This window comes from Pseudomonas sp. EA_15y_Pfl1_P101 (genome assembly GCF_963970835.1).
In the GTDB taxonomy this organism is placed as follows: domain Bacteria; phylum Pseudomonadota; class Gammaproteobacteria; order Pseudomonadales; family Pseudomonadaceae; genus Aquipseudomonas; species Aquipseudomonas tritici.
In genome coordinates this window covers 110,301-124,892 of record NZ_CAXAPA010000013.1, presented here as the reverse complement: position 1 = coordinate 124,892, position 14,592 = coordinate 110,301, and the positions used below count along the sequence as shown (strand labels likewise).

At 60.2% G+C, this 14,592-nt stretch carries 8 protein-coding genes and 2 pseudogenes; 6 read left to right on the top strand and 4 right to left on the bottom strand.

Annotated elements, in window-relative coordinates:
* The first annotated feature begins 228 nt into the window (after positions 1 to 228).
* Positions 229 to 459 carry a hypothetical protein gene (locus tag AACY36_RS20600; protein WP_339415589.1) on the top strand — a complete coding sequence of 77 codons (231 nt, stop codon included), beginning with the start codon at positions 229 to 231 and terminating at the stop codon, positions 457 to 459.
* A complete protein-coding gene (locus tag AACY36_RS20595; RefSeq protein ID WP_339415590.1) occupies positions 456 to 749 on the top strand; it encodes a cell division protein ZapA in 294 nt (97 codons plus the stop codon). The genes AACY36_RS20600 and AACY36_RS20595 overlap by 4 nt, the downstream gene beginning before the upstream one ends.
* Here the strand turns inward: AACY36_RS20595 and AACY36_RS20590 are convergent.
* Together AACY36_RS20590 and putA are read right to left on the bottom strand one after the other, a co-directional pair.
* A complete protein-coding gene (locus AACY36_RS20590) occupies positions 746 to 2,548 on the bottom strand; it encodes an acyl-CoA dehydrogenase (RefSeq protein WP_339415591.1) in 1,803 nt (600 codons plus the stop codon). The genes AACY36_RS20595 and AACY36_RS20590 overlap by 4 nt on opposite strands.
* A 158-nt stretch (positions 2,549 to 2,706) precedes the next feature.
* Positions 2,707 to 6,660, bottom strand: coding sequence for a trifunctional transcriptional regulator/proline dehydrogenase/L-glutamate gamma-semialdehyde dehydrogenase (putA, locus tag AACY36_RS20585; RefSeq protein WP_339415592.1), 3,954 nt, complete (start codon positions 6,658 to 6,660; stop codon positions 2,707 to 2,709).
* Between the two features lie 461 nt (positions 6,661 to 7,121).
* Between putA and putP the strand changes: the two genes are divergently transcribed.
* The 3 genes and pseudogenes from putP to AACY36_RS20570 all read left to right on the top strand — a co-directional run bounded on the left by putP (position 7,122) and on the right by AACY36_RS20570 (position 11,497).
* The gene (gene putP, locus AACY36_RS20580; protein ID WP_339415593.1) at positions 7,122 to 8,606 is read left to right on the top strand and encodes a sodium/proline symporter PutP; all 1,485 of its coding nucleotides are present in this window, start codon (positions 7,122 to 7,124) and stop codon (positions 8,604 to 8,606) included.
* A gap of 204 nt (positions 8,607 to 8,810) precedes the next feature.
* Positions 8,811 to 10,786 (top strand): annotated as a pseudogene (locus AACY36_RS20575) (type VI secretion system Vgr family protein).
* 27 nt (positions 10,787 to 10,813) lie between these two features.
* Positions 10,814 to 11,497: pseudogene (locus AACY36_RS20570) on the top strand (DUF4123 domain-containing protein).
* Here the strand turns inward: AACY36_RS20570 and AACY36_RS20565 are convergent.
* Positions 11,483 to 12,760: an O-acetylhomoserine aminocarboxypropyltransferase/cysteine synthase family protein gene (locus AACY36_RS20565; protein ID WP_339415594.1), complete on the bottom strand. Its 1,278-nt coding sequence runs from the start codon at positions 12,758 to 12,760 to the stop codon at positions 11,483 to 11,485. The pseudogene AACY36_RS20570 and the gene AACY36_RS20565 sit on opposite strands and share 15 nt — an antisense overlap.
* Positions 12,761 to 13,009: 249 nt before the next feature.
* On the opposite strand from AACY36_RS20565, the gene AACY36_RS20560 reads away from it, so the two are divergent.
* Positions 13,010 to 13,846, top strand: a complete 837-nt coding sequence (locus tag AACY36_RS20560) for a 23S rRNA (adenine(2030)-N(6))-methyltransferase RlmJ (protein WP_339415595.1) — start codon at positions 13,010 to 13,012, stop codon at positions 13,844 to 13,846.
* A 79-nt stretch (positions 13,847 to 13,925) separates the two neighbouring features.
* On the opposite strand, the gene msrA is transcribed toward AACY36_RS20560, so the two are convergent.
* Entirely contained in the window at positions 13,926 to 14,573 is a 648-nt protein-coding gene (gene msrA, locus AACY36_RS20555) for a peptide-methionine (S)-S-oxide reductase MsrA (protein ID WP_339427266.1), read from the bottom strand.
* Between the last annotated feature and the right edge of the window lie 19 nt (positions 14,574 to 14,592).

Here is a 14,592-nt window from a genome sequence, read left to right as displayed (position 1 = left end):
GTGCCTCTCTATCGGTCTTACGACTAAAGTCTAAAGGGGCGTGTGCGTTTTTGTCGCACCTGACGAGGGTCTTGGCCGATTCAGGAACCAGATCGGGTAATTGCAGTCACTAAGGCTCGAAAGTGCGGCCCGGCCCTTAAAAATCGGGCTGCGCGCCAGGGATAACCCTGGCATCCGAGGTGAATTTTCTTTATCGTCACCGCCCTTTGAAAAGCCAGAGAAATCAAAATGTTAGAAGCATCCCTCAGCCAATTGGAACAACTCGTCAGCGACTTGGTACAACAAAATCAGGATCTGCTGGGCACCACCGAATCCCTCAAAGCGGAATTGGCCCGCGCCAAGGATGAGAACGACAGCCTGCAACTGAACCTGATGGAGCAGGAAGAAAAGCACGGCGCTACCGCCGCCCGTATCCAGGCGCTGGTTGAGCGTGTGAGCGCAGGGCCTGTCAACGCATGAGTGAAGGGATAAAGGTCGTTTCGATTCTCGGAGAGGATTACTCGATCAAGGCTCCGGCCGGGGAAGACAAAACCCTGATGCACGCCGTGACCCTGCTCAAGGCGTCCCTTACCACCACCAAGAAAAAGTACCCGACCCTGATCGGTGACAAACTACTGGTGCTGGCGGCGCTGAACCTGTGCGCCGAGCAGATCGAAATGCAGCAGGCTCACCAGCAGGAACTCGACCGTTACCAAGAGCAAGTCAGCGCCACGGTCGATGTGATTTCCAAGGCGATCGGTACGCCTTAGAACCACTCATCCTGCATGCCCAGGCACGTGTCATCGCGTGCCTCCAGAATTGCCAGTTCATGATGGCAGCTCGGTACTTCCCAGGTCAGGAAGTACCGGGCGGCCTGGAGCTTGCCTTTATAAAAGGCCACATCCGCCGCATTGCCCTTGGCCAATCCTTCTTCGGCGCGAATCGCCTGTTCCAGCCAGCGCCAGCCAATCACCGTATGCCCGAACACCTTCAAGTACAGCGCCGAGTTTGCCAGGCTGCTGTTGACCTTGCCTTGGGCGAGATCCGTCAGCAGGCCGATGGTGACGCTTTGCAGGCGGTTGACCAACTGTTCCAGCGGTTCCCTTAGTGCGGTCAGGCTTGGGTATTCCTGCGCCCGTGCACCGGTTTCGGCAATCAGTCGTATGAGTTGCTTCAACCCCGCGCCGCCGTTCTGCGCGAGCTTGCGCCCCAGTAAATCCAGGGACTGGATCCCGTGCGTGCCTTCGTGGATCGGGTTCAGGCGGTTGTCGCGGTAGTACTGTTCCACCGGGTACTCGCGGGTGTAGCCATGGCCGCCGAGAATCTGGATTGCCAGTTCGTTGGCCTTGAGGCAGAACTCCGAAGGCCAGGATTTGACGATAGGCGTGAGCAGGTCCAGCAGTTCGTGGGCGTGCTTGCGCTCAGCTTCGGTTTCCAGGGTGGTGGTGTCGTCGAACAGCCGTGCAGCGTAGAGGCCAAGGTCGAAGGCGCCTTCCACGTAGGATTTTTGGGTCAGCAGCATGCGCTTGATGTCTGCGTGCTGAATGATCGAGACCGGAGCCGTTGTGGGGTCTTTGCTGTCGGGCAGGCGACCTTGCGGGCGTTCGCGGGCGTATTCCAGCGAGTAGAGGTAGCCGGCATAACCGAGCATCACCGCTCCCATGCCGACGCCGATGCGCGCTTCGTTCATCATCTGGAACATGCAGCTCAGACCCTGGTGCGGTTTGCCCACCAGATAGCCGACGCAACTACCGTTATCGCCGAAGTTGAGCGCGGTTGACGTAGTCCCGCGCCAGCCCATCTTGTGGAACAGCCCCGCCAGCAGCACGTCGTTGCGCTCGCCCAGGCTGCCATCGTCGTTGACCAGGAACTTGGGCACGATAAACAACGAAATGCCCTTCACCCCAGCGGGCGCATCCGGCAGCTTGGCCAGCACCATGTGCACGATGTTTTCCGACAGCGGGTGGTCGCCACCGGAGATGAAGATCTTGTTGCCCTTGAGTCGATAGGTGCCGTCAGCCGAAGGCTCCGCGCGCGTACGAATATCCGAAAGCGACGAGCCCGCATGGGGTTCGGTCAGGGCCATGGTGCCGAAGAATCGGCCGTCGATCATCGGTTGCAGGAAGCGTTGTTTCTGATCGTCGGTGCCGAAACTTTCGATCAGGTTGGCGGCGCCCATGGTCAGGAATGGGTAGGAAGTGGACGCCGCGTTCGCTGACTGGAAGTGCGCAAAACAGGCTTGAGACAGCAGGGTGGGCAGTTGCATGCCGCCTGCTTCGAAGCTGCGGGCCGCGTTGAGGAAGCCGGCTTCAAGGAAGGCATCCACCGCCGGTTTGACTTCCGGGATCAGGATGGCTGCGCCGTTCTCGTAGCGCGGTTCGTTCTCGTCGTTCTTGCGGTTGTGGGGGGCGAAATACTTTTCGGCGATGTTGCGCGCGGTGCTGATGGCCGCATCGAAGGTTTCGCGATTGTGCTCGGCAAACCGCTCGCGCTGGGTCAGGCCCTCTGCATCGAGGACTTCGTAGAGCTCGAAAGCCAGATTGCGGGAACTGAGCAGCGTCTCGGACATGGCGGATTACCTGTAGAAAAGTATGCCGCAGTCTAGGAGCGCTGATAAAAACGGGGAAGGAAGATAGATGGGGGTGATGGGGCGGCACAAGCTTCAAGCTACAAGTAAGAGCGGCGTGCTTTTACTTGCAGCTTGTAGCTTAAACTGGCGGCTGCTGCTTAACCGATAGTCATCAGGCTGGCATTGCCACCCGCCGCCGCCGTGTTAACACTCAACGCACGCTCAATCACCAAACGCTCCAGCGCAATCGCCGTTTCGCCTTGCGACAAACCATGCACCCCAACAATTGCGCCACCGCGCTGGGCCACTTGCTGGCACACCGCTCGCAGCTGGTCGGAATCACCGTGATGCAGAACCGCGTCAAACACTACTTCATCCTTGGTCCAGTCGGCCACGCGCTTGATCTTCGCCTGAATGTCTTTAGGCAGGCGTGAGAACAACGCCTTGGTCAGCTCGGTTTCTGGCCATACCGCCGAACCGCCCACCGCCAATACCGCCGCCAGTTGAGTCAACAGGTCGCCTTCCACGTCCGCCAGGCACAGTACGTGCTCGCGGGGCAGGATGGCGTAGCTGTTGCGCTCGCCGGTCGGGCCGGCCAGTTGGCGGGTGATACCGCTTTGCGATTGCGCGGCGAATTGGCTGCACAGGGCGCTCAGGTCGCTGAACTTATTGCTGTCGGCCCAGGTTTTCAGGGCTGTCAGCGGCTGGCTCATGGCATCGCGCAGGCGCACGTCCGGCGCGGCCAATGCGTCGCCGCGTACGAAGGATTGCTCAATGGCATCCGTAGGGCGCGTCGACAACAGGCGGTACAGGTACAGCGGGCCACCGGCTTTCGGGCCAGTACCCGACAGGCCTTCGCCGCCGAACGGTTGCACGCCGACCACGGCGCCGACGATGTTGCGGTTCACGTAGACGTTACCGGCATTGACGTTGTCGATCACCTTGGCGATGGTCTCGTCGATGCGCGTGTGCACGCCCAGGGTCAGGCCATAGCCAGAAGCGTTGATCTGGCCGATGAGCTGGTCGATCTCTTTGCGCTTGTAGCGCACCACGTGCAGCACCGGGCCGAAGATCTCGCGTTGCAGTTCGTCGAAGCTTTCCAGCTCAATCAGGGTTGGCATCACGAAGGTGCCACGCTTGATCTCTTCGCCATCAGCGATAGCCACCTGATACACATTGCGGCCTTTGTCGCGCATGGCCTGAATGTGTTTCTCGATGCCGGCCTTGGCTTCGGCGTCGATCACCGGGCCGATGTCGACGGACAAACGCTCCGGGTTACCCAAGCGGCATTCCGCCATGGCGCCCTTGAGCATTTCGATCACACGCTCTGCTGAATCTTCCTGCAGGCACAGTACGCGCAGGGCCGAGCAGCGTTGGCCGGCGCTGTCGAAGGCCGAGGACACCACGTCGATGACCACTTGTTCAGTCAGCGCCGAGGAGTCGACGATCATCGCGTTCTGGCCGCCAGTTTCGGCGATCAGCGGAATCGGACGGCCCTGGGCATCCAGGCGACCGGCGACATTGCGTTGCAGCAGGCGTGCGACTTCAGTGGAGCCGGTGAACATCACGCCTTTGACGCGATCATCACCGACCAGGCGCGCACCCACGCTCTCGCCTTGACCCGGCAGCAATTGCAGCACGCCTTCCGGAATACCGGCTTCGAGCAGGATGCGCACGGCTTGGGCGGCCACCAGCGGCGTTTGCTCGGCAGGCTTGGCCAGTACCGGGTTGCCGGCAGCCAGTGCCGCGGCGACTTGACCACTGAAAATCGCCAACGGGAAGTTCCACGGGCTGATGCACACCACCGGGCCCAGTGGGCGGTGGGCGTCGTTGGTGAAATCGTTACGCGCTTGCACGGCGTAGTAACGCAGGAAGTCCACGGCTTCGCGCACTTCAGCGATCGCGTTGGCGAAGGTCTTGCCGGCTTCACGGGCCAGCAGACCCATCAGTGGCTGGATCTCGCCTTCCATCAGGTCGGCGGCGCGTTCCAGGATCGCGGCACGTTCGGCGGGCGGGGTGGCCTGCCAGATCGGGCCTGCATTGATGGCGCATTGGATAGCGTTGTCGACGTCTTCGACAGTGGCTTCCTGCACATGGCCGACCACATCACGCAGGTCGGACGGGTTCAGTACCGGTGCCGCTGCTTCATTGCTGGAGGCGCAACCGAGCATGGGCGCCGCTTTCCAGTTGTTGTGAGCGGTCGCCAGCAGGGCGCAGGACAGCGAGGCCAAGCGGTGTTCGTTGGCCAGGTCGATACCGGCCGAGTTGGCGCGGTCGCTGCCATACAGGTCACGCGGCAAAGGGATGCGCGGGTGCGGCAGGCCGAAGCCGCCTTCCAGCGTAGCCATTTGCTCGATGCTGGCCACTGGATCGGCCACCAGCTCCTGAATCGAGATGGACTGGTCGGCGATGCGGTTGACGAACGAGGTGTTCGCGCCGTTTTCCAGCAGGCGACGCACCAGGTAAGCCAGCAGTGTTTCGTGGGTACCCACCGGTGCGTACACGCGGCACGGACGGTTGAGCTTACCCTCGGACACCTTGCCTACAACCTGCTCGTACAGTGGTTCGCCCATACCGTGCAGGCATTGGAACTCGTACTGGCCGGGGTAATAGTTCTGACCCGCAATGTGGTAGATAGCCGACAGTGTGTGGGCGTTGTGCGTGGCGAACTGCGGGTAGATGACTTCCGGCACCGACAGCAGCTTGCGTGCGCAGGCAATGTAGGAAACGTCGGTGTAAACCTTGCGGGTGTACACCGGGTAGCCTTCAAGGCCTTCAACCTGGGCGCGCTTGATCTCGCTGTCCCAGTACGCGCCTTTTACCAGGCGGATCATCAGACGATGGCGGCTGCGGCGTGCCAGGTCGATGACGTAGTCGATCACATACGGGCAACGCTTCTGGTAGGCCTGGATCACGAAACCGATGCCGTTCCAGCCGATCAGTTGCGGCTCGAAGCACAGGCGTTCCAGCAGGTCGAGCGACAGCTCCAGGCGGTCTGCTTCTTCGGCGTCGATGTTCAGGCCGATGTCATATTGCTTGGCCAGCAGCGTCAGGGACAGCAGGCGCGGGTACAGCTCATCCATCACGCGTTCGTACTGAGCACGGCTGTAACGCGGGTGCAGTGCCGACAGCTTGATGGAGATGCCCGGGCCTTCATAAATCCCACGGCCGTGGGAGGCTTTGCCGATGGAGTGAATGGCTTGTTCGTACGAGGCCAGGTACTTCTGCGCGTCGTGCTCAGTCAGCGCGGCTTCACCGAGCATGTCGTAGGAATAACGGAAACCCTTGGCTTCGAATTTGCTCGCGTTAGCCAGGGCTTCGGCGATGGTTTCGCCGGTGACGAACTGCTCGCCCATCAGGCGCATAGCCATGTCGACGCCCTTGCGGATCATCGGTTCGCCGCTCTTGCCGATGATGCGGCTCAGGGACGAGGTCAAACCTGCCTCATTATGCGTGGCGACCAATTTGCCGGTCAGCAGCAGGCCCCAGGTGGCGGCGTTAACGAACAGCGATGGACTGTTGCCCACGTGCGGGTGCCAGTTGCCGGTGCTGATCTTGTCGCGGATCAGTGCGTCACGGGTGCCTTTGTCCGGGATGCGCAGCAGCGCTTCGGCCAGGCACATCAGCGCCACGCCTTCCTGGGAAGACAGGGAAAATTCCTGCAACAGGCCCTGAACAATCCCTGCACGGCCGCCAGCACTTTTCTGGTTACGCAGCTTCTCGGCAATCGAGGCGGCGAGCTTGTTGGTGGCCTCGGCCATAGGCGCTGGCAGGCGAGCCTGCTCGATCAGCATCGGCACCACTTCCGGCTCTGGGCGGCGGTAAGCGGCGGTGATCGAGGCGCGCAGTACGGACTGCGGCAGAATGCTCTCGGCGAACTCAAGGAAGCATTGGTGGGCGTGGTCGTTCTGGACCTCGCCTGCGTCGTCTGTGTCCTTGCTGCTCAAGCCATTGAGCTCAGGCAGGGTTGCACCACCCTCCAGTTTCTCCAGGTAATTGAAAATCGCCTGCTTGATCAGCCAGTGCGGCGTGCGATCAATGGAGGTCGCGGCAGCCTTGAGGCGCTCGCGGGTTGGGTCGTCAAGTTTGACCCCAAGGGTGGTCGTAGCCATTTTTTTATCCTCATGGGTGCCACTACCGAGTGGCATCAGCTGGCGGCAAGATTAGCTTTGCGCATGCAGAGGTGCAACCGGGTGCAACCCTTTTTATGCATGAAATTTTCGCACGGGTACATGAAATAAAATGGCCCCCGGCGGAATCGGCTCTGTCTTGGTGCGTTTGCTTCTGAGATTGGCTGTTCTTGCTCCGAAAAGTAGCAAAAACAGAGTGTTTTGCACTTTTTGCATCAAGGTGCAACTTATTCTCGCGAAACTGGTTGCACCTTATTTGGTTTGTTGAATAGCATTCGGGGCCAAGGTGCAACCACTCCCGCGAGTCGGTTCATCGGCTGACGGCTTTCCTGGGGAAACGTCAGTCATAAATGCGCGGCACGCAGCTACGTCTAACCTACTCTTAGTGGGTGGTCGTCTGACAGACCGTCGCTACATAAAAACAAAGCCAGGGCGTCACTCTTATGAGCGTTAGTAATCCAACCCTGATCACATTCGTGATCTATATCGCAGCAATGGTACTGATCGGCTTCATAGCCTATCGCTCCACCAACAACCTTTCCGATTACATCCTGGGCGGCCGTAGCCTCGGTAGCGTGGTGACTGCCTTGTCGGCCGGCGCTTCCGATATGAGCGGCTGGTTGTTGATGGGCCTGCCGGGCGCAATCTACATGTCCGGCCTGTCGGAAAGCTGGATCGCCATCGGCTTGATCGTCGGTGCCTACCTCAACTGGCTGTTCGTCGCCGGTCGCCTGCGGGTCCAGACCGAGCACAACGGTGACGCCCTGACCCTGCCGGATTACTTCTCCAGCCGTTTCGAAGATAAAAGCGGCCTGCTGCGGATCATCTCCGCCGTGGTGATCCTGGTGTTCTTCACCATTTACTGCGCCTCCGGCATCGTGGCCGGTGCACGCCTGTTCGAAAGCACCTTCGGCATGTCCTACGAGACCGCGCTGTGGGCCGGTGCTGCAGCGACCATTGCCTACACCTTCGTCGGTGGTTTCCTGGCAGTGAGCTGGACCGATACCATACAAGCCACGCTGATGATCTTCGCGCTTATTCTTACGCCGATCATCGTGCTGCTCGCCACCGGGGGCGTTGACACCGCCTTCCTGGCGATCGAAGCCAAGAACCCTGACAACTTCAACATGCTGAAAAACACCTCCTTCATCGGCATCGTCTCGCTGATGGGCTGGGGCCTGGGTTACTTCGGCCAGCCGCACATCCTTGCGCGTTTCATGGCGGCGGATTCGGTGAAGTCAATTGCCAAGGCACGTCGCATCTCCATGACCTGGATGATCCTGTGCCTGGCCGGCACCGTGGCGGTGGGTTTCTTCGGCATCGCTTACTTCTCGGCGCATCCGGAAGTGGCAGGTCCTGTGACCGAGAACCACGAACGTGTGTTCATTGAGCTGGCCAAGCTGATGTTCAACCCATGGGTTGCCGGTGTGCTGCTGTCGGCCATCCTGGCTGCCGTGATGAGCACCTTGAGCTGCCAATTGCTGGTGTGTTCCAGCGCCCTGACCGAAGACTTCTACAAAACCTTCTTGCGCAAAAACGCCTCCCAGATTGAGCTGGTATGGGTCGGTCGCCTGATGGTGCTGCTGGTTGCCCTGATCGCCATCGGCATGGCTGCCAACCCGGAAAACCGTGTATTGGGCTTGGTGAGCTACGCCTGGGCTGGCTTCGGCGCTGCGTTCGGTCCTGTGGTGCTGATCTCGGTAATCTGGAAAGGCATGACCCGCGACGGCGCACTGGCCGGTATCCTGGTCGGCGCGATCACCGTGATCGTGTGGAAACAATTCGAATTGCTGGGTTTGTACGAAATCATCCCTGGCTTCATCTTCGCCAGCCTCGCGATTTACTTCGTGAGCAAGATGGGCGCACCGACTGCGGGCATGGTTGAGCGCTTTGATGCGGCGGAAAAAGACTACAACCTCAATAAGTAATTCGACGGGCGTGAAGCGCCCTACGAAATGAAAAAAAGGCCCGCGTCCTACGGATGGCGGGCCTTTTTTTGTGAGTGCTTTACGTCGGACTGAAGAAAGCTCTGGCGCGTGCATGTAGGGTTTTACTGATTTGTTTGGGGTGTGTTCAGCAAGGTGAAACGGTGGTGCAGAATCTGCCACCTATCCCTCGCAGAGAAACACCGGATGTTCGCTCCTGCCAATCAAAGTGCCTTCACCCTGACCCTCGATGGGGAGCCCAGTGAACTCAAGGTGTTCGAGTTCATGGGTGTGAGTCCATCAGCCAACCCTACCGTTTTGAACTCGAACTGGTCGCCGAGCAGCCCGATCTAGACCTGGAAAGTCTGCTGCATCACCCGGTGTATCTCGGATTTGATGATCGTGGCCATGGCGTTCATGGTCTGGTTCACCGAGTGGCGCAAGGTGATTCAGGGCGCCGACTGACGCGTTATCAAATGACGCTTGTACCGCAGCTCGCCTATCTGGCGCACAGCAGTCACCAGCGTATTTTCCAGCACAAGACAGTACCGCAGATTGTTGCGCAGGTGCTGGAGGGGCAGGGGATCCAGAGCGACCGCTTCGAGTGCCGGCTCAGCGGCACCTACCCCGAGCGCGAGTATTGCGTGCAGTTTGGCGAAACTGATCTGGCCTTCATTCAGCGGCTGTGTGCCGAGTTGGGCATTCACTATCACTTCCAGCATTCGGCCGAGGCGCATGTGCTGGTATTTGGCGATGACCAGACGGTTTTTGTCCAGGCGGATCAGCCTACTCCTTACACTCCCGGTTCCGGGATGGTCGCGGACACCCCGGCGATCAAGCGGTTTACGGTGCAGGTGCAGACGCGCGCCACGGCAATCAACCTGCGCGACTATGACTTTCGCAAACCCAGCCTGGCGCTGGAAAGCGCGGTGTCTGGCGAGCAGTTACCCAAGCTCGAAGCGCAGGATTATCCCGGCCACTTCAGCGACCGTGCCCATGGCAAATACCTCGCACAGCGTGGCCTGGAGCGTCATCGCAGCGACTATCGTGTCGCCTGTGGCAGTGGTGATGAACCTGCTCTGGTCAGCGGACGGTTCCTCAGGCTCGCCGGTCACCCGCGCGAAGACTGGAACGCCTTGTGGCTGGTGACGAAAGTAACCCATGAGGGCAAGCAGCCCCAGGTACTGGAAGAGCTTGTAACCGAGGTGTCGGGCGGGGATTTTCGCCAGGGCTATCGCAACGAATTCGCCGCCGCCCCGTGGGATGTGATTTTCCGGCCGCCAATGCCAGAGCAGCCTCGCCCGAGCATTGCTGGCTATCAAAACGCAACGGTGACCGGCCCCGTCGACAGTGAAATTCATTGTGATGAATACGGCCGGGTCAAGGTGCAGTTGGCGTGGGATCGTGCCGCAGAGCATAACGACCATTCCAGTTGCTGGCTGCGGGTTGCCAGCGCCTGGGCGCATGATCGTTATGGGTCGGTCGTGATCCCGCGAGTCGGCATGGAAGTGCTGGTGGGCTTCGTCAATGGCGACCTGGACATGCCACTGGTGGTGGGCTGCCTGGCAAGCGCCGCAACACAGGTGCCCCTCGACCTGCCGGCGGACAAGACCCGCAGCATTTTCCGCAGCCAGAGCAGCCCAGGTGGGGGAGGCTACAACGAGCTACGCATTGAGGATCGCAAGGGGGCCGAGGAAATCTACCTGCGTGCCCAGCGTGATTGGACGCAGCATGTGCTGCATGACCATCGGGTGAAGGTGGGCGGTGAGTCGCACCATGAACAGCAAGGCGAAGAGCAGCGCATAACCCATGGCAACCGCGTGACCGACCTCAAGCAGGACGACCATCTGGTGGTTGGCGGCTCACAGCAGGTGCGCGCCGGGCAGACCATCCAGATGGGGGCAGGGCAAAGCGTTGTCATTGATGCGGGCGCGACCGTCACGATTCAGGCGGGTGGGCAGTCGATCACGCTGTCTGCGGGCGGAATTTTCAGCAGCGTACCGATTCAGCTCGGCGGCTCCGCCGTTCCGACATCCGCGCCGTTGATTCCTGGCGTGAAAGAGAAGTTGCTGGCCGTGATTCCTGCACCGCTGAGTCGTGTGCAAATTGCCAGCCTGAAGCGCAGCGCGCCGTTTTGCGAAGAGTGTGAGCGTTGTAAAAACGGCCAGTGTGATCTCACCTGACCTCCACTTTAAAAGGAATTTACGTCGATGCATCAACCCTTGCTTGCTGGTGAACAGCTCTTCGCGGTACTGGGCGCTGCCAGCGACGCCAAGCCCTTGGAGGCTTGGAGAGCGCTTGCCGTCGGCGCCCCACTGCAACCCATTTGGGCTGGCACCGCCTACGAGAAATGGGAAGAGGTAATGCCCTACGTGGGTATCGTCGAGCCGGGCAGCCCTTTCCTCGATTGGGCCGCCTCCACTGACGCAACGGATTGAGGGTGGCTGGCCCTTTCGTTGAGCTCGTTGGACAGTGTGGTGGCACATCTTCAAGGCTTGACCAAGGTGTACCTGCCCGATGGCCAGGAGGTGTTTTTGCGTTTATGGGATGGCGATCAGATGCTACCCATCCTGCAGCAAGTGGGTGGCGAGGTGTTGCCGGTATTCCAGCATTACCTGATCAGTGGCCAGTCGCTGACCGTTGCGACTGGCCCGGTCACGGCGGCTAAAGCCAGCCCGTGGTGGCGGGTGCCTGCACCGTTATTGGAACACCTGGCCGGGCAATCGCCGCAGACTCTTATCGGCAACTTGCTGCAATGGCTGGAAGAGCAGCGCCCCCACCTCTACACCGCCTTCACGCCCACGACCTTGCAGCACAAGGTCGTCTACTTTTCGCGCGGTCCGGATGTCAGCCATCAGGCGCTGGCCGGCTATCTGGCCTCAGAGCTGAGTTGAACCCAGTGCCTGCTGCAGATCTTCGATCAGGTCTTCAATCGCCTCGATACCGACTGACAGGCGAATCATCTCCGGCTTCACGCCGGCCTTGGCTTGTTCCCGCTCGCTCATCTGCCGATGGGTGGTAGAGGCGGGGTGACAGGCCAGGGATTTGGCATCGCCGATATTTACCAACCGCTTGAAGATTTGCAGCGCGTCGTAGAAGCGCACACCGGCCTCGTAACCACCCTTTAGGCCAAACGACAGGATCGCCGACGGTTTACCCTGCATATATTTCTGCGCCAATACGTGATGGGGATGGTCTGGCAGGCCGGCGTAGCTGACCCACTCGACATCCGCGTGGTCTTGCAGGAATTGCGCAACTTTCAGGGCGTTTTCGGTATGGCGTTCCATGCGCAAGGCCAGGGTTTCCAGGCCTTGCAGCAGGAGAAAGGCGTTCATGGGGGCCAGCGCCGCGCCGGTGTTACGCAGCGGTACGGTGCGGGCGCGGGCGATGAAGGCGGCAGGGCCGAATTTTTCCGTGTAGACCACGCCGTGATACGCGGGCTCCGGGGTGTTGAGACCGGGGAATTTCTCTGGGTAGTCGGTCCAGGGGAAGGTGCCACTGTCGACGATCACACCGCCCAGTGAATTGCCGTGGCCACCGATGTACTTGGTCACCGAGTGCACCACGATATCGGCACCAAACTGGATCGGTTTGCACAGGATCGGCGTGGCCACGGTGTTATCCACCATCAGCGGCACGCCTCGGGCGTGGGCCACCTTGGCCAAGGCTTCCAGGTCGACGATATTGCCGGCTGGGTTGCCGATGCTTTCGCAGTACACCAGCTTGGTGTTGTCATCGATCAGTTCGGCGATGGCTTCGGCGGAGTCGTCGCGGGCGAAACGCACGTCGACGCCAAAGCTTGGCAGCAAGTGTGCGAACAGGGTGTAAGTGCCGCCGTAGAGTTGCGGGGTGGTGACGATATTGTCGCCGGCCCGGGTGAGGGTCTGGATCGCGTAGTGGATTGCGGCGCTGCCGGCCGACACGGCCAGGGCGGCGATACCGCCTTCAAGGGCGGCGACACGCTGCTCCAGCACGTCATTGGTGGGGTTCATGATTCGCGTGTAGATATTGCCAGGCACGTCCAGGTTGAACAGATCGGCGCCGTGCTGGGCGTTATCGAATTCGAACGCGACGTTCTGGTAGATCGGTACGGCGACGGCCTTGGTGGTTGGGTCGGACTTGAAGCCGTGGTGCAATGCGATGGTGGCGTCTTTCATGAAAATTATTGACCTCCCTGGACTCTGTGGGCACCCGCTGCAAGGTGCAAGCTGGCTCGCCTGCGATAGCATCACCGCGGTAGTTGGTAATACCGCAGCGCCTGCATCGCGGGCAAGCCCGCTCCCACATAACCCGCTAGATCATTTTCGGCATAACGCCTGTGCTTTTGACATAAGCACCGTCCGGCAAGCCGCACTGCACCAACGCCCGCGTAAAAGGTAAACTTCGCCCCCTGCGCAGGAGCAACCATGAATTATCGTCACGCCTTTCACGCCGGCAACCACGCCGATGTCTTCAAACACCTGACCTTGACCCGCCTCATCGCCCTGATGTCGCGCAAGGAGCAGCCGTTCACCTACCTCGATACCCACGCCGGCATCGGTCTGTACGACCTGCAGGGCGACCAGGCCAACCGCACCGGTGAATACCTGGAAGGCATCGCGCGCCTGTGGGGCGAAAGTGACCTGCCGCCGCTGACCGCCGATTATATGCGTGTGCTGCATGAGATGAACCCGGATGGCGAGTTGCGCTACTACCCGGGCTCGCCGGAGCTGGCGCGGCGCCTCACGCGTCCACAGGACCGCGTACTGCTCAATGAAAAGCATCCGGAAGACGGTCTGCTGCTCAAGGACAACATGAAAGGTGATCGCCGGGTCAAGGTGCACTTGGGCGAAGGCTGGCATGTGCCACGTGCCTTGCTGCCGGTGCCGGAAAAGCGTGCGCTGATGCTGATTGATCCGCCGTTCGAGAAGCTCGACGAGATGCAACGTTGCGCGGCGTCCCTCAAGGAAGCCGTGAGCCGCATGCGCCAGACCGTCGCGGCCATCTGGTACCCGGTGAAGGACCAGCGCCTGTTGCGCCGTTTCTACCAGGACCTGGCCGGCACCGGTGCGCCGAAGTTGTTGCGTGTGGAGTTGCTGGTGCATCCGCTGGACACGCCCAACACCCTGACCGGCTCGGGCCTGGCGATCGCCAACCCGCCGTGGGGCCTGGAGGAGGAATTGCGTGAGCTGCTGCCGTGGTTGTCGAAGAAGCTCGGGCAGACCCAGGGCGGGTGGCAGATGGATTGGCTTATTGCTGAATGAAAGCTGCAAGTTTCAAGCTGCAAGTGGTGGTTGCTGCTTTTACTTGCAGCTTACAGCTTGAAACTTGCAGCTCCGATCTTCAGATCGGACAGCTCACGCCTGTACCGCCAATCCCGCAGTAGCCCTGCGGGTTCTTCGCCAGGTACTGCTGGTGATACGTCTCGGCGAAGTACACCGTCGGCGCTTCTTCGATTTCCGTCGTGATCTCACCCAGGCCGGCCTTGGTCAATTCAGCCTGATAGGCATCAGCACTGGCTTGCGCCGCCGCCAACTGCTCCGGCGTGGTCGCATAGATCACCGAGCGGTACTGGCTGCCAATATCATTCCCCTGACGCATGCCCTGGGTTGGGTTGTGCAGTTCCCAGAACATCTTCAGCAGGTCTTCGTATTTCACTTTGGCTTGGTCATACACCACCAGCACTACTTCGCTGTGGCCGGTCAGGCCTGAGCAGACTTCTTCATAGGTCGGGTTCGGCGTGTAGCCGCCGGCGTAACCCACCACGGTGCTGACCACGCCATCGCGCTCCCAGAACTTGCGCTCGGCGCCCCAGAAACAACCCAGGCCGAAGATCGCAAAACCGACGTCATCGAGGAACGGGCCCAGCAGCGGGTTGCCGTTGACGAAATGAGTCTCTGGCAGCGGCATTGGGGTTTCACGACCAGGCAAAGCTTGTTCTTGAGTAGGCAGCACGTTTTTGTTCACCAGAATTTCCGAGCGCAAGACCATGATCAGTCCTCTCAGTCAG

What these genes read in the sequence shown, in the direction of transcription:
- putP (WP_339415593.1), top strand. Translation starts at nt 7,122, where the DNA reads ATGAGCGTTAGTAATCCAACCCTGATCACATTCGTGATCTATATCGCA.
- AACY36_RS20590 (WP_339415591.1), bottom strand. Translation starts at nt 2,548, where the DNA reads ATGTCCGAGACGCTGCTCAGTTCCCGCAATCTGGCTTTCGAGCTCTAC.
- AACY36_RS20595 (WP_339415590.1), top strand. Translation starts at nt 456, where the DNA reads ATGAGTGAAGGGATAAAGGTCGTTTCGATTCTCGGAGAGGATTACTCG.
- AACY36_RS20600 (WP_339415589.1), top strand. Translation starts at nt 229, where the DNA reads ATGTTAGAAGCATCCCTCAGCCAATTGGAACAACTCGTCAGCGACTTG.
- msrA (WP_339427266.1), bottom strand. Translation starts at nt 14,573, where the DNA reads ATGGTCTTGCGCTCGGAAATTCTGGTGAACAAAAACGTGCTGCCTACT.
- putA (WP_339415592.1), bottom strand. Translation starts at nt 6,660, where the DNA reads ATGGCTACGACCACCCTTGGGGTCAAACTTGACGACCCAACCCGCGAG.
- AACY36_RS20565 (WP_339415594.1), bottom strand. Translation starts at nt 12,760, where the DNA reads ATGAAAGACGCCACCATCGCATTGCACCACGGCTTCAAGTCCGACCCA.
- AACY36_RS20560 (WP_339415595.1), top strand. Translation starts at nt 13,010, where the DNA reads ATGAATTATCGTCACGCCTTTCACGCCGGCAACCACGCCGATGTCTTC.